Here is a 16879-nt window from a genome sequence, read left to right as displayed (position 1 = left end):
TTCCGCTGCCTCAAGCGCTACATCGCCCGCGAGATCTACACCCTGCTCACCACTTGACGACCATAGGAGCATCCGCCCGGAGTGGGTCATCCCCTCCCCCGAAGCCCCACCGTGCCCCACCCCAAAGCCGCAGGTGACGAGCCAACTGAAGTTGGCCGGCCAAAGCCAGGCGCGGGACGGCGGGAGCGGAGTTGTCGTCAGGCGGGGGTGGAGTCAGGCGGGGGTGAGGGTCGCGGCGCGCTTGCGGGCTCGATGGGCCGCGACGTGGGAGCGGGTCGCGCAGCGTTCGGAGCAGAAGCGGCGGCAGTTGTTCGACGACGTGTCCAGATAGACGTTGCCGCAGCGTTCGTCGGCGCAGATGCCGAAGCGTGCGCTGCCGTACTCGCAGAGCCAGACCGACAGGCCCCAGACCGCTCCGGCCAGGAACTCCGAGCTCACCGACGCACCCCGGCTCGTGACGTGCATGTGCCAGTCGCTGGCGTCGTGACCGGAGATTCGCGGCTGGACCGGGTATGCCTCCAGCAGGACGTTCAGCTCGGCGACGGCGTCCGTGTCGCGGCCGGACGTGCCGAATTCGAAGACTTCGCGCAGCCGGCGCTGGGCGCGGCGGAACACGGCGAGGTCCTTGTCGGTGACCTCGTCGGCCATCCAGCCGAGCTCCTCGCCGAAGAGCGCCCGCAACCCGGCGAGGTCGTCGAGCCTCGCGTTGACCAGCTCCACCGCCGTGCGCGCGTACGCATCGAAGTTCACCCGACAACCGTAACCGCCCGGGTCCTCCATCGACATGGTCGGCGTGCCGGGTGTGCGCCATCGGCAGTGCCGGCTCCGCCGCATCCCGCTGGGGCGTGGGCGATACGCTCGGCTCATGCTCCGATCCGTCTTCCTCGCCGCCGCCCGGTCAACCCGGATGGAGCGGCTGATTTCGACTGCCCCCGTCACCAAGGGGATCGTTACGCGGTTCGTCGCCGGCACGGGTGTCGACGACGCTCTTCGTGTTACCGGCACGCTGGCCGACGATGGCCTGGCAATCACTCTGGACTACCTCGGCGAGGACACGCTGACGGCGGAGCAGGCGACGGCCACCAAGGATCAGTATCTGACCCTGCTCAAGGAGCTCAAGGACGCCGGGCTGACGCCGGCGGCCGAGGTCAGCCTGAAACTCTCGGCCATGGGTCAGAAGATCGACGACCGGATGGCGTACGAGCACGCGCGCGCGATCTGCGCCGCGGCTGTCGAGGCGGGCACCACGGTGACCCTCGACATGGAGGATCACACCACCACGGACTCGACGCTGGAGATCCTCGCCGAGCTGCGCAAGGACTACCCGAGCACGGGCGCGGTGCTGCAGGCATACCTGCGGCGCACCGAGGGCGACTGCCGGGAGCTGGCCACCGCCGGTTCGCGGGTGCGGCTCTGCAAGGGAGCGTACGCCGAGCCGGAGTCGGTGGCGTACCAGTCCACGCTTGACGTGGACAAGGCGTACGTGCGCTGCCTCAACATCCTGATGTCCGGGGACGGCTACCCGATGATCGCCTCGCACGACCCGCGGATCATCGCCATCGCCGAGGACCGGGCGCGCTGGTTCGACCGGCGGCCCGACGAGTTCGAGTTCCAGATGCTCTACGGCATCCGCCCGGAGGAGCAGGCCCGGCTGGCCGCCGACGGGCACACCGTGCGCGTCTACGTCCCCTACGGCGACGAGTGGTACGGCTACCTGATGCGCCGCATCGCCGAGCGTCCGGCGAACCTGGCCTTCTTCGGCAAAGCGCTCACCAGTAAGAAGTAGGTCACCTTTCGGGATAAAACCCGCGTGTTGCCTTGACTTTTTGCGGCCAATTCACGGAACGCATCGCCCTGGTAACAGCCGTCTCGATACCGTACTGATGACACGCGCGCCCACCCGCCGCGGCGCAAGGCCTGTCCGGCCGCGGCGGAGGCGCCTGCGAAAGGATCGGTGCGAGGAGATGACGGGTCCAGCAGCCCAAACGGAGGAGCGCCTCGCCGAGGTGCGCTTCCTGACCGTGGCCGAGGTTGCCGCGCTCATGCGGGTCTCCAAGATGACCGTCTACCGACTGGTGCACGGCGGCGAATTGAGCGCCGTGCGGGTGGGCCGCTCGTTCCGGGTGCCCGAGCACGCCGTGCACACGTATCTGCGGGGCGCCTTCTCGCAGACCGCGTAACACCGCCGGCGCTCGCCGGGCGTCGGGGACGAGTCAGGCGCGGCATCACCGGCGTGGTCCGGGCGTCGGGGATGAGTCAGGCGCGGGCATCACCGGCGTGGTCCGGGCGTCGGGGATGAGTCAGGCGCGGGCATCACCGGCGTGGTCCGGGCGTCCGCGCGAGGGGCCGTGTTGGTCCCCGGAAGGCCGGGCCGCTACGCTGGAGCGGTTCGCCCCGTGTTACCCGCGTGCGTTTGGGCGCCGTGGCCGAGGGGCAAACCGTTGTCAGTCCGGTCGGCGTGCCATCGTGTGCGCAGCGACCGGCCCACATGGTTCGAGAGGCATGACGTATGGGCTCCGTGGTCAAGAAGCGCCGCAAGCGTATGGCGAAGAAGAAGCACCGTAAGCTGCTGCGCAAGACCCGCGTCCAGCGTCGCCGTCTCGGCAAGTGATGCCCGGCCGGGTCAGGTGACCCGGCCCGCTCACCTGCCTTCCCGTAGCCGCTCGTGAGAGGCGCGCCTGTGGTGTCGTCCGAAGCCGCGGCCCCACCGCGGGTCGTCGTGGTCACCGGGGTCAGCCGCTTTCTCGGCGCCCGGGTAGCGTCCCGTCTCGCCGCCGATCCGCGGATCGAGCGTGTCATCGGCCTGGATCCGCATGATCCGCCGCCGGCCCTCACGGGCCTGCTGACGGACGTCGAGCTGATCCGGGCCGACGCGCGTGCGGCCACTGGCGCCATCGCCGAGCTGGGCGCCGAGGCGGTCGTCCACCTCGCGATCACCAGCGCGCCGGATCCGCACCACGGCGGTCGCGCGGCGATGAAGGAACAGAACGTCATCGGGACGATGCAGCTGCTCGCCGCCGCCCAGGGAGCCAGCCGGCTGCGCAAGCTCGTGGTGCGGTCGTCGACGGCCGCCTACGGCGCGTCGTTCCGCGACCCCGCTGTCTTCACCGAGGACACCGAGCCCCGCGCTGTGCCCCGGGGCTCCTTCGCCCGCGACATCCTCGACATCGAGGGCTATGTGCGGGGCTTCCGCCGCCGCCGTCCCCAGGTCGACGCGACCGTGCTGCGGTTCGCGCCGTTCCTCAGTGAGACCGCCGAGACGTCGTTGACCCGCTATTTCGCCCAGCCCGTGGTGCCGACCGTGCTGGGCCGCGACGCCCGCCTCCAGTTCGTGCATGTCGACGACGCGCTGGAGATCCTGCACCGCTCGGTGGTCGAGGACCACCCCGGCACCTACAACGTGGCCGGCGCGGGGGTGCTGTCGCTCTCGCAGGCCGTGCGCAGGGCCGGTCGCGTCGCCGTACCGTTGCCGGAAGGCACCCTGTCCGCCGTCGCCTCTGTGGCACGCAACGTGGGGGTTGGCGAGATCGGACTGGATCAGATCGACCTTTTCGTGCACGGGCGCGTGGTGGACACGGCCCGGCTGGTCAAGGAGTTCGGGTTCACCCCGCGGAGCACGGCGGCCGCGTTCGACGACTTCATCAAGGGCCACCGCAACGGTTCGTCGCTGACCGCCGACCGGCTCGCCGCGGCCGAGCGGGCCATCCTCGACGGGATCCGTCGCGTTCGCGCCGCCGCCGCCGGAGAGCCGGTGGATGACCGTGAGGCCGTCACATCATGAGTCAGGACGAGTACCACGCGTCGTTGCCGGGGCACGCGGATTTCACGCTGCCGCGGGCGCCCGCGCCTAAGCCGATGAACGGCAAGCGCCCCATCCCGATCCCGGACCCGCCGCCGGCGTCCCGTCGTCCCCGCCGCCGGCCTCCGGCCGCCGCGGCGGCGGAGAAGGCCGAGAGGCACGAGGCCGCGGAACTGTCCGGCGACGAGGGGCAGGACGCGGTGTCGAAGCCGTCGCCCCGCAAGGCACCCGAGGGGCACACCACGCCCGCCGCCGACACGCCGGCCGCCAGCACGCCCGCCGCAAACACGCCGGCCGCCCGCAGGCCCGCTGCGGACAGGCCCGCCGCGGACACGCCTGCTGCGGACAGGCCCGCTGCGGACACGCCTCCCGCTGCGGAGACGCCCGTCGCCGGCAGGCCCGTTCGCCGCCCATCGGCCGGCGCGGCAAAGCCGCCGGCGCAGCCCCGAACGTCTCCCGGCGATAGCTCCGCCCCGGTCGCTGCGGACCTCGTTGCGGACGTCGTTGCGGAGGCCGGGACATCGGTGGACGGGCGTGACGATCGGCCGGTCGGCGGGTCTGGCGAGGCCGGGTCCCCGGAGACCGAGCCTCGGGGCGCGGTGGATGTGTGGGACCAGCGGATCGCCCGGGGGCTGTCGTTCCTGCGGCGACGGCTCGCGGGCGCCTACGAGGTGGACGAGTTCGGGTTCGACCCCGAGCTGACCGATGCGGTTTTCCATCCGATGCTGCGCGTGCTCTATCGCGACTGGTTCCGCACCGAGGTCTTCGGCATCGAGAACGTTCCGGAGGCTGGCGGCGGTCTCGTCGTCGGCAACCACTCCGGCACCGTGGCGTTGGATGCCCTGATGCTCACCACGGCTTTGTGGGACAAGCATCCGCGCGAGCGGCACCTGCGGCTGCTCGGCGCCGACCTGGTGTTCCGGATGCCGATGTTGTCGGAGTTGGCCCGCAAGGCCGGTGCGACCGTCGCCTGCAACCCGGACGCCGAGCGGCTGATGAGCGGCGGCGAGCTGGTCGGCGTCTTCCCCGAAGGCTTCAAGGGCATCGGTAAGCATTACTCGGAGCGCTACAAGCTGCAGCGGTTCGGCAGAGGCGGGTTCGTGTCGGCGGCGCTGCGTACGGGCACTCCCATCGTGCCGGTGGCGATCGTCGGCGCCGAGGAGATCTATCCGATCCTGGCCGATCTCAAGCCGCTCGCCCGGCTGCTCGGCATCCCGTATTTCCCGGTGACGCCGACCTTCCCGTGGCTGGGCCCGCTGGGCCTGCTGCCGCTGCCGAGCAAGTGGATGATCGAGTTCTGTCCGCCGATCCCGACGGCGCACCTCACCGAGTACGCGGACGATCCGATGGTGGTCTACAACCTCGCCGACCAGGTGCGGGAGACCATTCAGGTGACGCTCTACTCCCTGTTGGAGAAGCGTCCCGACCCCTTCGGTCGGTAAAACACGGGACAGAAAACCGGACAGCGAGGCGTTACAGTACGCAGTGAGGGGCGGCCCCGACTCCCAGAGTCGGCACCGCCCCTCGCCAGCTGTGTAGGCGTTCAGTCGTCGTTGAAGATGCCACCGAGGATGCCGCCGAGCAGGCCCTTGTCCTCGGTCGGCGGGTTCAGCGGGTCCTCGGAGATCAGCGGCGTCGTGTCGTCCGCGGTCGCGCCCCCGCTCGGGGCGGACGGGCCTCCGGTCGGCGCGCCGGTCTTGTCGGTTCCCGGCGTCGCCGTCGACCCGTCGCCGGGTCGGGGCTTCGCAGACCTCGGGTCGTCGGAGTTCGACGTCGCCGACTTCTCGCCCTGTCCCTGACCCTGCCGGCGCTCGGACGTCGAGGAGTCGGAGGCTCCCGTTCGGCAGGACCGCAGCTTCGGGCCGAGCGCGTCGCTGCCGGTCTGGATGACCGTCTCGCAGGCCAGCCCGTTGCGCAGGTTTTCGGTGCGCTGCTGCACCGCGTCGAGCAGGCTTACGGACTCGGCCGCACGTTCGGAGTTGGCCGGGCTCAGCCGTGCCAGGGCCGGGGTGAGGATCCGGCGCTGGCGGTCGACGAACGAGTCGACGGAGGCCAGGATGCTCGTCTCCCGGCGGGTGACCGCCGCCGAGTTCAGCAGCTTGACGCCCTGTTTGGTGTCGGCGTCCATGTCGTCCAGCGCGTCGCGGAACTTGGGGTCGTCGGAGTCCATCGCGGCCGCCTCGGTGAGGCGGTTGCGGGCGAACGTCAGCGAGAGCTGCCCGCGGGTGACGTCCGATCCGGCCATGGCGAGCTGGGCACGTTCGGTCGAGCGCTTGACGCCGTAGAGCGCGTCGCCAGGCGCGGCGTTCTCGCTGGCCGCGGAGATCCCGGAGACGGCCATCGCGCCGGCGGCGACGCCGATGACGATGGCACCGCGAGCGCGGATCCGCCGTCCGGCCAGCCCGAACAGCTTCCGGGCGGGCTCGACGTCGGGCTCGGGGTCGGGCGCGGTAGCCGTCGATCCGATGCCGTCCCGCTCGGCGGTGGCGACGAGCATCGCTCGCAGCCCCATCCGGAACTCGGGGTCGACCTGAACGCCGGTCCGTGCCGCGGAGAGGCTGTGCCCGATGGCGACCAGCTCGGCGAGTTGCTCGTCGTCGGCCTGGGCCCGCACGTGGTGGCGACGGTGGGTCTCGTCGAGGAGCTCCGCGAAGCGCTCGGCGCTCCGGCGATCGAAGAAGTCGAACTTCATCGCGGGCACCTCCCTTCGCTTGTGAGTGACTCGCCGGCGGCTGTGCCGGCGAGCGCGACGGAACCGGCGGACCGTTGGTCCACCACGGGTCGCACCCGGACAAACGCTTGACGGGCGGGGCCGGTTACGGGTGCGACCTGCGCCACAGCGGCGGGAGAGATCGACATCTGGGAAATTACCGTCACCACTGGAACCCTTCGGGCAGGAGCCGGGCCAGGGCCCGTACGGCCCGGTACTGGAGGGCCTTGATCGCTCCTTCGTTCTTACCCATGGTCCTGGCAGTCTCGGCGACGGAGAATCCCTGCAGGAAGCGCAGGACGATGCATTCCTGCTGTTCCGGGTTGAGCTGCTTGACCGCGGTCAGCAGCGCGACGTTGGTGATGTGATCCACCACGGCGGCCTCGGGGCTGCCCTCGGGGCCGCGGTCCTCGCGGTCGGCGTCGAGGACGTCGCCGGTGGTGACCTCGAGGCGGTAGCGACCCGACTTGAAGTGGTCGGCGACCAGGTTGCGGGCGATCGTCACGAGCCACGCGCCCAGGTCCCGGCCCTGCCAGGTGAAGCTGCCGATGCGCTTGAGAGCGCGCAGGAACGTGTCGGACGTGAGGTCCTCGGCGAGCTGGCGGTTGCCGACGCGGAAGTAGACGAAGCGGAAGACGGTGTCGACGTACCGGTCGTAGATCAGCCCGAAGGCGGCGGAGTCGCCGCCTTGCGCGCGCTCGACCAGGCCCCAGACCTCCGCGGCGGCGTCGCCCGGGTCGGGGCGCGCCGGATATTTCGGGGGCTCGGACTCGCTGGGCGGGCCGGTGGTGCTCTGGGTCGGCACGACAACGGCCTGGTCGCCGTCGGCGGCGCCGGTCCGCCGCTCGGGGCCGGCCTGCTGCGGTGGCTGCGGCCGGCCGGGTACGGCGACCCGGCCGCCCTTGATGTTCCCGGTCGGCGGAAGGTGGCGGCTCGGTGATTCGTTGATGTGCGGCCGGTTTCGGGTCCGCTTGGGTCCGTCGCCGCGGATCGCGTTGGCGACGCCTTGGCGCAGAGCGTTCAGTCCCTCCGGGACGTCTGCGTAAGCCGCGAAGATGTCGCGGCCGTACGGATCGCCGGCGTACACATGACTCACTGCGCCTCCTTGACCCGGCGGGCCGTCGATGAGGGGTGTCCGAAAGGCGGTCCACAACAAAACGGGGTGAAGCGGCCCGGAAGCAGGCCGACCTCACCCACGGATGTGGACTCCGTTACACAGATCGGAAGTATTGCGGAGTCTGCGCACACGGAGTCGCACACTGTGTGCGCCGCGCAAATTTACCCCGAAGTGGCGCAGACGCGACATGGGGAACTTCTGACACGATGTAGGGCACCTTTACCTCAGGCGCGGACTGGATGTCCGACCCACCCGTTCGGGTGTCCTTTGTGTCAGACTCGGGCCTCGTGGGAGACCTCAGCGAAGAGCCGGCCCGTGACCCCGTGCGTGACGCCGCGCGCCACCGTCCCGACGCCGCCGCCCTGATCGCCGGCGACACCGTGCTGACCTGGTCCGACCTGGACCAACGTGTCGAACGCGCGGCTCGTCGGCTGGCCGCCGGCACCCGGCCCGGCGATCGGGTGGCGATCATCGGCGGGAACACGCCTGACTTCGCCGCCGCGTATTTCGGGACGCTGCGGGCCGGGCGGGTCGCGGTGCCGCTCAATCCCGGCTACACGCCGGACGAGGTGGCGTTCGCGCTCGCCGACAGCGGGGCGGCGCGGGTGGTCGCCGAGGATGCGGTGCTGGGTCGGTTGCGGTTGGGGGAGGGGGTAGCCGTACCGTCGCCTTCGCTTCTTACCGACGACGGGCCTGAGGGCGCGGCAGATCCGCCGGCGGCGACGGATCTCGCGGTTCTGCTCTATACGTCGGGGACGAGTGGGCGGCCGAAGGGCGCCATGCTTACGCACCGTGCTCTCGAGGCCAATCACGAGCAGTTGCGACGCATCGATCCGCCGGTGCTGGGGGCCGACGACGTGGTGCTGCTGGCGATTCCTTTCTTCCATGCGTACGGGCTCAACACCGGGCTTGGTGCCGTCGCGCACCACGGCGCGTGCGGCGTGCTCGTGGACCGGTTCGATCCGGCCGAGACCCTCGCGCTGATCGCGAAACACCAGGTTACGGCGGTAATCGGCGTGCCCTCGATGTATGCCGCGTGGTCCCTGGAATCCGAACCTTCTTTCGGTACGGTGCGCACCGCGGTGTGCGGTGCGGCGCCGCTGGACCCCGACGTGGCCGCCCGCTTCGCCGCCGCGACCGGCCGGACGATCATGGTCGGGTACGGACTGACCGAAACCGCCCCGGTCCTCACGACAACTGCGGTCAGTGACCGCGAGAAGGTCGGCTCGATCGGCCGTCCGCTGCCCGGCGTCGCGTTGCTCCTGCGAAGTGCGGACGGGGCCGTGCTGTGGCGCGACGGCATCCCGACCGAGGCCCTCGCCGACGACCTCGAGATCGATCTGGGCGAGGTCGAGGGGACCGATCCGGGCGAGATCGTCGTGCGCGGAGACAACCTTTTCTCCGGCTACTGGCCCGACGGCAACGGCGGCCCGGACGCCGACGGCTGGTGGGCCACGGGGGACATCGCCTATGCCGACGGCGCCGGGGACCTCGTGCTGGTCGACCGGATCGGCGAGTTGATCCTGGTCAACGGCTTCAACGTGTATCCGGCCGAGATCGAACGGGTGCTCGACGCCCATCCCGGCGTGGCCGAGTCGGCCGTAATCGCGGTCGATGACCCGCAGACCGGGCAGGCGCCGTACGCATATGTGGTCCCGGCCCTGGAGCCCGCGCCGACCCCCGCCGAGCTTCAGGTCTTCTGCGCCGCGCAGCTCGCCCGCTTCAAACTGCCGGCCGCCATCGAACTGGTCGGCGAGCTGCCGCACTCCGCGATCGGCAAGGTACGCAAGGGAGCCCTCCGATGACCCGTCTGACCCTGATCAGCCGCACCGGCTGCCACTTGTGTGAGGTGGCCGAGCAGGTGCTGGACCGCATCGCCGCCGGCGAGTGGACCCGGGTGGAGGTTTCCGACTCGGTGGAGCTGGAGCGCGACTACGGCGATCGGGTGCCGGTGGTCATCCTCGACGGCAAGGAGCACGGCTACTGGCGGGTCGAGGAGGAGCGTCTGCTGCGGGATATGGCTCGACCTCCGGGGGCCCCTCGGTTGTAGCCTCTCGGCCGTGACGCGTACTCATCTTGTCTGGGACTGGAACGGCACTCTTCTCGACGATCTCTCGCTCGTCGTCTCCGCCTCGAATCACACGTTCGCCACCGCCGGCGGGCGCAGCGTGGATTCCCACGAGCACCGGCAGCGCTTCCGGCGGCCGGTGTCGGATTTCTACGCCGAAATCCTCGAGCGGGCGATCACCGAGGAGGAGTTCGAGGAGCTCGACCGGATCTTCCACGAGGCGTACCGGATGGGTCTGACCACCATTCCGCTCGCTTCCGACGCCGAGGCCGCGATCAAGGCCTGGACGGGTACGCAGTCACTGCTGTCCATGTGGTTCCACGACGAGCTGATCCCGGCGGTGGAGTCCCGGGGCCTGGCCGGCGTCTTCGCCCGCATCGACGGCCGCCCGACCGAGGTCGACGGCGGTCTCAAGGCCGGCCACCTGGCCCGACACCTCGCCCAGCTGAACGTTCCCGGCGAACGGGCGGTGCTGATCGGTGACTCGATCGACGACGCCGACGCGGCCGCCTCGGTCGGCGCCCGCTGCGTGCTCTACAGCGGCGGCTTCACCGATCCGGCCCGGCTCCGCGCCTCCGGTACGCCGGTTGTCGACACGCTGGTGGAGGCAGTCTCCCTGGCGAAGACACTGTGATGCTCGCTGGCGGCGGTGGCCGGGAGGGCGCGTAAGCGGTAATACTCGGACAGGGGTCGGCGCGCGGATAGCACGTTGACTCGATCTTTGTCCAGTTCCGCTATCAAGATCGCGATTTGTGCACGCCTTCACAAGCGCCTACTCTGTGACTCCGACGAGCCCCGCTACCACAGCCGGTCCATCCAGGCCACAGAGGGCTCACCGCAGGTTCGCCACCTCGTCGGCACGGAGTCAGATGAGTCAGCAGCGTCACGGAAACACGCCCGGCAACGCCGGTGCGGTGCCCGCCTTCCCGGACCTCCCGGAAGCGACGATCGCGCGGCTACCGGAATACCTTCGCGCCCTGCACAACCTCGCCGAGACCGGCTCCGAGACGGTCTCCAGCGAAGGCCTCGCCGCCGCCGCCGGGGTCAACTCCGCCAAGCTCCGCAAGGACCTCTCCCACCTCGGTTCCTACGGCACCCGCGGCGTCGGCTACGACGTCGCCCTGCTGATCGACCAGATCGAGTACATCCTCGGCCTCGACCAGCGCCGGGCCGTCGCCCTGGTCGGTGTCGGTAACCTCGGCCACGCCCTCGCCGGATACGACGGCTTCGCCAGCCGGGGATTCCGCATCGTGGGCCTCTTCGACGCCGACGCCGAGCGGGTCGGCAAGACGATAAACGGCCTGCCGGTCCGCCACGTCGACGAGCTCGGCCGCGCCGTCGTCGAGGACGGGATCACCATCGGGGTCATCGCGACCCCCGCCGGTGCTGCCCAGGGCGTCGCCGACGAACTGGTGGCCGCGGGAGTCACCAGCATCCTCAACTTCGCGCCCTGCGTGCTGTCGGTGCCGGCCGGAGTCGACGTCCGCAAGGTCGACCTCGCCATCGAGCTGCAGATCCTCTCCTTCCACGAGCACCGCAAGGCCTCCCTGACGGCATTGCCCGGCGGACGGGTCGGCGAGAACGGCAACCAGGAGGCGGTCGGGTCGTGAACCTGCTCAGCATCGGCGCGTCGTACCGCACCGCCGGGGTCGACACCCTCGAGCGCCTCACCATCGCCGGCCCGGACATCCCGGCCGTGCTTCACAAACTCATCGCCCAGCCATACATCGGCGAGGCGGTCGTCCTCTCCACCTGCAACCGCGTCGAGGTGTACGCGGCCGTCTCCGGCTTCCACGGCGGCCTCGCCGACGTCTGCAACGTGCTCGCCGAGCAGTCCGGCATCGGCGCCAACGAGCTCGCCGGCCATCTGTACGTGCACTACGACGAGGCGGCCGTGCGTCACTCGTTCCGGGTGTCCTCCGGGCTCGACTCGATGGTCGTCGGCGAGGCGCAGATCCTCGGGCAGCTCCGTGACGCGTACCACGCCGCCACCGAGGCCGACTCGGCCGGCCGCCTGCTGCACGAGCTCATGCAGCAGGCGCTGCGGGTCGGCAAGCGCGCGCACGCCGAGACCGGCATCGACCGCGCCGGGCAGAGCGTGGTCACCGCCGCCCTCGACGTCGCCGCCAGCGCGTTCGGCGGCGATCTGAGCGGGCGCCCCGGCCTGGTGATCGGCGCCGGAGCGATGGGTGCCCTGTCGGTGGCCACCCTCACCCGGACCGGCGTCGGCCCGCTGCACATCACCAACCGCGGCGCCGAACGGGCCGCCCGGCTCGCCGAGGCGTACGGGGCCACCGCCGTCGAGTTCGCCGACCTCGACTCCGCCCTGCGCGACGCCGACGTCGTGGTCTGCGCTACCGCGTCGACCGAGCCCGTGCTCACCGCCGCTCAGCTCGCCGGCCGCGAGCGCCCGTTGGTCGTGCTCGACCTGGCCGTCCCGCGCGACGTCGCCCCCGATGTCGCCGCCCTGCCGAACGTGACGGTCGTCGACATCGACGGGCTGGCCTCCAGCCGGCGCACCCTGCCGGCCGCCGCGGAGACCGCCGCCGTCGAGCAGATCGTCGCCACCGAGGTCGAAAACTTCCTGGGCTGGCTGCGCGGCGCGGACATCGCCCCGACGGTCGCGGCCCTGCGGACGCGCGCCGACGAGGTCGTCGCGTCTGAGCTGCGCAAACTATCGGCGCGGCGGTCGGAATTCACCGAGGAGCAGCGGGCCGATATTTCCCGTACCCTGCACCGGGTCGTGCAGCAGCTGCTGCATTCGCCCACCGTACGGGTTCGTCAACTTGCGGCGGAGCCCGGCGGCGACCAGTATGCGGCCCTGTTGCGGGAGCTCTTCGACCTCGACGTTCCGCACGCCACCCAGGCCGACGCCGTGCCCGAGATCGGAGGACAAGCGTGAGAACCCCGCTGCGCCTCGGCACCCGAGGCAGCGCGCTCGCGCTCGCGCAGTCACAGATGGTCGCTTCCTTGGTGACGGCTTCCTCTGGTGTGCCGGTCGAGCTTGTGCGCATCGTGACCCCGGGAGACCGATCGGCCGCACCGGTCGCGCAGCTCGGCGTCGGGGTGTTCGTCTCCGCGCTCCGCGACGCGCTGCTGGCCGACGAGATCGACTTTGCCGTGCACTCTTACAAGGACCTGCCCACCGGGGTTCACCCCGGCTTGCACCTCGCGGCCGTGCCCCAGCGGGAGGATCCGCGCGACGCGCTCGTCGCCCGTGACGGGATGACTCTCGCGGAGCTGCCCCCGAACGCCACCGTCGGCACAGGCGCGGTGCGCCGAATCGCGCAACTGCATGCTTTGGGCCTACAGTTGCAGGTCACGCCGATTCGCGGCAACGTCGACAGCCGCATCGCGCGAGTGCTCGGCCCCGAAGCCGACCTCGATGCGGTCGTCCTCGCGCGGGCCGGCGTGGCGCGTCTCGGCAGGGCCGCCGAGATCACGGAAACGCTGGACCCGATGCTCATGCTGCCCGCCCCGGCCCAGGGCGCGTTGGCGGTGGAGTGCCGGTCCGGCGATGCAGACCTGATCGAGCTGCTGGGGGCGCTCGATCATGCACCGTCCCGCGCCGCCGTCACGGCGGAACGGGCGTTGCTCGCGACGCTCGAGGCCGGGTGCTCTGCCCCGGTCGCGGCACACGCCGAGTTCGCCGAAGGCGAGCACGGCGATGAGATCTACCTGCGCGGTGCGGTGATCAGCCCGGACGGGGCTCGAGCTGTCCGGCTGTCGCGCACCGGTACGCCCGCCGACGCGGCGGAGATCGGCAAGGCGCTAGCCGCCGATCTCCTCGAAGCCGGCGCCGACACCCTGATGGGGAGCACAGAATGACCACCCGCACCGCCCGCAAGAGCGCGGGAAGCATCGCGTTCGTCGGCGCCGGACCCGGCGACCCGGGACTCTTGACGCGCCGGGCCCACGACACCCTCGCCGACGCCGACCAGGTCATCTACGACCGCGGCGTCCCCGAGTCGCTGCTCGCGGCGATCAAGGCGGAGGCCAAGGACGACACCCAGTTCAGCCCGGCCGAGGGCGCGCCAGGCGACGTCGCCAAGGTGCTGCTCTCCGCCGCGAAGTCCGGCCTGTCCGCCGTGCACCTGGTGGCCGGCGACCCGTTCGGGCACGAGGCCGTGGTCCGCGAGGTGCAGGCCGTGGCGCGCACGGCGGTGCACTTCGAGGTCGTGCCGGGCCTCGGCCAGGCGGAGGGCGTCGCCACGTACGCGGGCGTTCCGCTGCCCGGCGTCCGCACCGTCGCCGACATCGACGACGTGACCGCGGTGGACTTCGACGCGCTCGCCGGCGCGGCCCAGAAGGGCTCCTTCGCGGTGGCGGTCGACGCCGGTGACCTGGCGGCCGTCCGCGACGGCCTGCTGGCCGCGGGCGTCGAGCCGGGCACGGCCGTCGGCGTGACCGGCGACGGCACCGGCGAGACGCAGTACACGACCACGTCGACCGTCGACAGCTTCGTCGCGGCGGCACTGGGCTTCACCGGCCGAGTCGTGCTCACGGTCGGCGCGGAGGTCGCCGAGCGCGACAAGCTGAGCTGGTGGGAAAACCGGCCGCTGTACGGCTGGAAGGTCCTCGTGCCGCGGACCAAGGAGCAGGCGGGAGCGATGAGCGCCCGGCTGCGCGCGTACGGGGCCATCCCGTGCGAGGTCCCCACGATCGCCGTCGAGCCCCCGCGCACCCCGGCGCAGATGGAGCGGGCCGTCAAGGGCCTGGTCGACGGCCGCTACGCCTGGGTGGTCTTCACCTCGGTCAACGCGGTCCGCGCGGTCTGGGAGAAGTTCGCCGAGCACGGCCTCGACGCCCGCCACTTCGGCGGCGTGAAGATCGCCTGCATCGGCGAGGCGACCGCCGACGCGGTCCGCGCCTTCGGCATCCAGCCCGAGCTGATCCCGGCGGGCGACCAGTCCAGCGAGGGCCTGCTGGCGGAGTTCTCGCCGCACGACGAGATCCTCGACCCGGTCGGCCGGGTGCTGCTGCCGCGCGCCGACATCGCCACCGAGACGCTGGCCGCGGGCCTCATCGAACGCGGCTGGGAGGTCGACGACGTCACCGCCTACCGGACCGTCCGCGCGGCCCCGCCGCCGGCCGACATCCGCGACGCGATCAAGTCGGGCGGCTTCGACGCGGTGCTGTTCACGTCATCCTCGACGGTCCGCAACCTGGTGGGCATCGCGGGCAAGCCGCACGCCCGCACGGTGGTCGCGGTGATCGGCCCCAAGACTGCCGAGACAGCGACGGAGTTCGGCCTGCGCGTCGACGTCCAGCCGCAGCACGCCTCGGTGCCGGACCTCGTCGAGGCCCTGGCCTCCTACGCGGTCGAGCTCCGCGAAAAGCTGGCCGCGATGCCCGCGAAGCAGCGCCGCGGCTCGAAGGTGCAGGGGCCGACGGCTCTGCGGTTCCGCTAGTAGTCTCTTCTCCGGGCCGGACGCCTCATGGTGACCGGCCCGGACGGCTATCGTCAGCCTGGTTCTGATCGCCGGCCTGGTGTTGATCGCCGACCTTGTTCTGATCGCCGGCCTTGTTCTGATCGCCGGCCTGGTTTTGTTCGCCGGCCTGGTTTGTTCGCCGGCCTCGCGCCGGCCCGGTTTGATTGCCGGTCTCATGTCGGACTGGTTCTGATCGCCGGCCTCGCGCCGGCCCGGTTCAGGGAGTGAGCATGGCCTACCCGGACATCCGCCCACGCAGGTTGCGGCGCTCGGCCGCCATGCGCCGGCTGGTCGAGGAGACGCGGGTGGCGCCCGCCGAACTGGTGCTGCCCCTGTTCGTCAAGGAGGGGCTGACCGACCCGCGGCCGATCTCGTCGCTGCCTGGCGTGATGCAGCACTCCCGGGAGTCGCTGCGCAAGGCCGCCCACGAGGCCGTCCGCGCCGGCGTCGGCGGCCTCATGCTCTTCGGCGTACCCACGAGCGAGCACAAGGACGACACCGGCTCCGGCGGCCTCGATCCCGACGGCATCCTCAACGTCGCGATCCGGGACGTCATCGCCGAGGTCGGCGACTCGACGATCGTCATGAGCGACCTGTGCCTGGACGAGTTCACCTCCCACGGCCACTGCGGCGTCCTCGCCCCAGACGGCACGGTGGACAACGACGCGACATTGGCTCTCTACGCCCAGATGGGCGTCGCCCAAGCCGAGGCCGGAGCCCACGTCGTCGGCCCGTCCGGAATGATGGACGGCCAGATCGGCGTCATCCGCCGGGCCCTCGACCAGGCCGGACATTCCGACGTCGCGGTACTCGCGTACGCCGTCAAATACGCCGGCGCCTTCTACGGCCCCTTCCGCGAGGCCGTCGAATCGACGCTGCAGGGCGACCGCCGCACCTACCAGCAAAGCCCCGGCAACATCCGCGAGGCGCTGCGTGAGGTGGACCTGGACGTGGCCGAGGGCGCGGACATGGTCATGGTGAAGCCGGCACTGCCCTACCTCGACGTGGTGGCCGCCGTCCGGGACCGGGTGGAGATCCCTGTCGCCGCCTACCAGGTATCCGGTGAGTACGCGATGGTCGAGGCCGCCGCGGCCAACGGGTGGCTCGACCGGGAGGGCGTGATGCTGGAGACCCTGACGTCGATCAAGCGTGCGGGTGCCCAGGTCATCCTGACCTATTGGGCGACCGAAGCCGCCCAGCTCCTGCGCGACCGGTACTGACGCTTCCGTCGCGCCTTTCCTCTCGCTCCCTTCCTATCGCGCCTTTCCTGCCGCTCCCTTCCTGCCGCTCCCTTCCTACGCGCCTCCCTTCGGCCTCCTTCACGCGTTGCTCCGCGGTCGCGCCTGGCGGGTTTAGTCGCGCCTGGCGGGTTCAGTGGTGCGGTCCTTCGCGGCCGACGACGACCTCTGCCCGGCCGCCTGGTCTATCTGGGTCCGCCCGCGGAGCGGCGGGCCTGGTCGACGAAGTGGCCGCGTTGTGGGCGGATCAGTCTGGCGGCTCGACGTTGACCGGGCCGGGTGCTTCTCCACCCTGCTCGGGTCGCTCGCTGTAGCGCTGCTCACCCGGCTCCCACGGCTGATCCACGGAGCCCTTGTTCTCCCGCTCGCCCGACGTCTCGTCGGGCTCGCCAACCTCGATCGGTTCGTCTGTCATGCGGCGAACCTACCCCGCCTTCCGGGGCCTAACCGGGTTATCCACAATGCGTGCTCATCCACAGGGGCGCCGCACCCGTCGGCGGTCTTCCGGCACTCTG

18 protein-coding genes are annotated in these 16879 nt (G+C 71.0%); 14 read left to right on the top strand and 4 right to left on the bottom strand.

Going from position 1 to position 16879, the window contains the following annotated elements:
• Nucleotides 1–213: 213 nt before the first annotated feature.
• Nucleotides 214–750 carry a CGNR zinc finger domain-containing protein gene (locus AB0M36_RS36375; protein WP_364167062.1) on the bottom strand — a complete coding sequence of 179 codons (537 nt, stop codon included), beginning with the start codon at nt 748–750 and terminating at the stop codon, nt 214–216.
• A gap of 115 nt (nt 751–865) precedes the next feature.
• On the opposite strand from AB0M36_RS36375, the gene AB0M36_RS36370 reads away from it, so the two are divergent.
• From AB0M36_RS36370 to AB0M36_RS36350, 5 genes are all read left to right on the top strand, one after another.
• Nucleotides 866–1786, top strand: coding sequence for a proline dehydrogenase family protein (locus tag AB0M36_RS36370; protein ID WP_364167060.1), 921 nt, complete (start codon nt 866–868; stop codon nt 1784–1786).
• 178 nt (nt 1787–1964) lie between these two features.
• Nucleotides 1965–2180: a helix-turn-helix domain-containing protein gene (locus AB0M36_RS36365; protein ID WP_071810037.1), complete on the top strand. Its 216-nt coding sequence runs from the start codon at nt 1965–1967 to the stop codon at nt 2178–2180.
• Nucleotides 2181–2509: 329 nt separating this feature from the next.
• The gene (locus AB0M36_RS36360; protein WP_007465623.1) at nt 2510–2611 is read left to right on the top strand and encodes an AURKAIP1/COX24 domain-containing protein; all 102 of its coding nucleotides are present in this window, start codon (nt 2510–2512) and stop codon (nt 2609–2611) included.
• A gap of 69 nt (nt 2612–2680) precedes the next feature.
• Nucleotides 2681–3781: an NAD-dependent epimerase/dehydratase family protein gene (locus AB0M36_RS36355; protein ID WP_364167058.1), complete on the top strand. Its 1101-nt coding sequence runs from the start codon at nt 2681–2683 to the stop codon at nt 3779–3781.
• A gap of 617 nt (nt 3782–4398) precedes the next feature.
• A complete protein-coding gene (locus AB0M36_RS36350) occupies nt 4399–5241 on the top strand; it encodes a lysophospholipid acyltransferase family protein (protein WP_364167073.1) in 843 nt (280 codons plus the stop codon).
• Nucleotides 5242–5342: 101 nt separating this feature from the next.
• Here the strand turns inward: AB0M36_RS36350 and AB0M36_RS36345 are convergent, their stop codons facing one another.
• Both AB0M36_RS36345 and AB0M36_RS36340 read right to left on the bottom strand, forming a co-directional pair.
• Nucleotides 5343–6491, bottom strand: a complete 1149-nt coding sequence (locus AB0M36_RS36345; RefSeq protein ID WP_364167056.1) for a DUF5667 domain-containing protein — start codon at nt 6489–6491, stop codon at nt 5343–5345.
• Nucleotides 6492–6672: 181 nt separating this feature from the next.
• Complete coding sequence (locus tag AB0M36_RS36340) at nt 6673–7533, bottom strand: ECF subfamily RNA polymerase sigma factor, BldN family (protein ID WP_364167071.1); 861 nt, start codon at nt 7531–7533, stop codon at nt 6673–6675.
• A 380-nt stretch (nt 7534–7913) separates the two neighbouring features.
• Here AB0M36_RS36340 and AB0M36_RS36335 point away from each other — a divergent pair, with 380 nt between their 5' ends.
• The 9 genes from AB0M36_RS36335 to hemB all read left to right on the top strand — a co-directional run bounded on the left by AB0M36_RS36335 (nt 7914) and on the right by hemB (nt 16346).
• Nucleotides 7914–9431: an AMP-binding protein gene (locus tag AB0M36_RS36335; protein ID WP_364167054.1), complete on the top strand. Its 1518-nt coding sequence runs from the start codon at nt 7914–7916 to the stop codon at nt 9429–9431.
• Nucleotides 9428–9676: a glutaredoxin family protein gene (locus AB0M36_RS36330; RefSeq protein ID WP_364167052.1), complete on the top strand. Its 249-nt coding sequence runs from the start codon at nt 9428–9430 to the stop codon at nt 9674–9676. The genes AB0M36_RS36335 and AB0M36_RS36330 overlap by 4 nt, the downstream gene beginning before the upstream one ends.
• Nucleotides 9677–9686: 10 nt before the next feature.
• Nucleotides 9687–10328 carry an HAD hydrolase-like protein gene (locus AB0M36_RS36325; RefSeq protein ID WP_364167050.1) on the top strand — a complete coding sequence of 214 codons (642 nt, stop codon included), beginning with the start codon at nt 9687–9689 and terminating at the stop codon, nt 10326–10328.
• 235 nt (nt 10329–10563) lie between these two features.
• On the top strand, nt 10564–11304 hold the full coding sequence (locus tag AB0M36_RS36320) for a redox-sensing transcriptional repressor Rex (protein ID WP_364167048.1): 741 nt from the start codon (nt 10564–10566) through the stop codon (nt 11302–11304).
• Nucleotides 11301–12596 carry a glutamyl-tRNA reductase gene (locus AB0M36_RS36315; protein ID WP_364167046.1) on the top strand — a complete coding sequence of 432 codons (1296 nt, stop codon included), beginning with the start codon at nt 11301–11303 and terminating at the stop codon, nt 12594–12596. The genes AB0M36_RS36320 and AB0M36_RS36315 overlap by 4 nt, the downstream gene beginning before the upstream one ends.
• The gene (hemC, locus tag AB0M36_RS36310) at nt 12593–13522 is read left to right on the top strand and encodes a hydroxymethylbilane synthase (protein WP_364167044.1); all 930 of its coding nucleotides are present in this window, start codon (nt 12593–12595) and stop codon (nt 13520–13522) included. Before AB0M36_RS36315 ends, hemC begins: the two co-directional genes overlap by 4 nt.
• Nucleotides 13519–15105 carry a uroporphyrinogen-III synthase gene (locus tag AB0M36_RS36305; RefSeq protein WP_364167043.1) on the top strand — a complete coding sequence of 529 codons (1587 nt, stop codon included), beginning with the start codon at nt 13519–13521 and terminating at the stop codon, nt 15103–15105. The genes hemC and AB0M36_RS36305 overlap by 4 nt, the downstream gene beginning before the upstream one ends.
• Nucleotides 15106–15184: 79 nt before the next feature.
• A complete protein-coding gene (locus AB0M36_RS36300; RefSeq protein WP_364167041.1) occupies nt 15185–15319 on the top strand; it encodes a hypothetical protein in 135 nt (44 codons plus the stop codon).
• 37 nt (nt 15320–15356) lie between these two features.
• On the top strand, nt 15357–16346 hold the full coding sequence (hemB, locus tag AB0M36_RS36295; protein WP_364167039.1) for a porphobilinogen synthase: 990 nt from the start codon (nt 15357–15359) through the stop codon (nt 16344–16346).
• Between the two features lie 265 nt (nt 16347–16611).
• Here the strand turns inward: hemB and AB0M36_RS36290 are convergent, their stop codons facing one another.
• A complete protein-coding gene (locus AB0M36_RS36290; RefSeq protein ID WP_364167037.1) occupies nt 16612–16779 on the bottom strand; it encodes a hypothetical protein in 168 nt (55 codons plus the stop codon).
• Nucleotides 16780–16879 lie beyond the last annotated feature (100 nt).

The organism is Actinoplanes sp. NPDC051346 (assembly GCF_040682215.1).
GTDB lineage: Bacteria > Actinomycetota > Actinomycetes > Mycobacteriales > Micromonosporaceae > Actinoplanes.
This window is presented reverse-complemented; position numbering and strand designations above follow the sequence as displayed.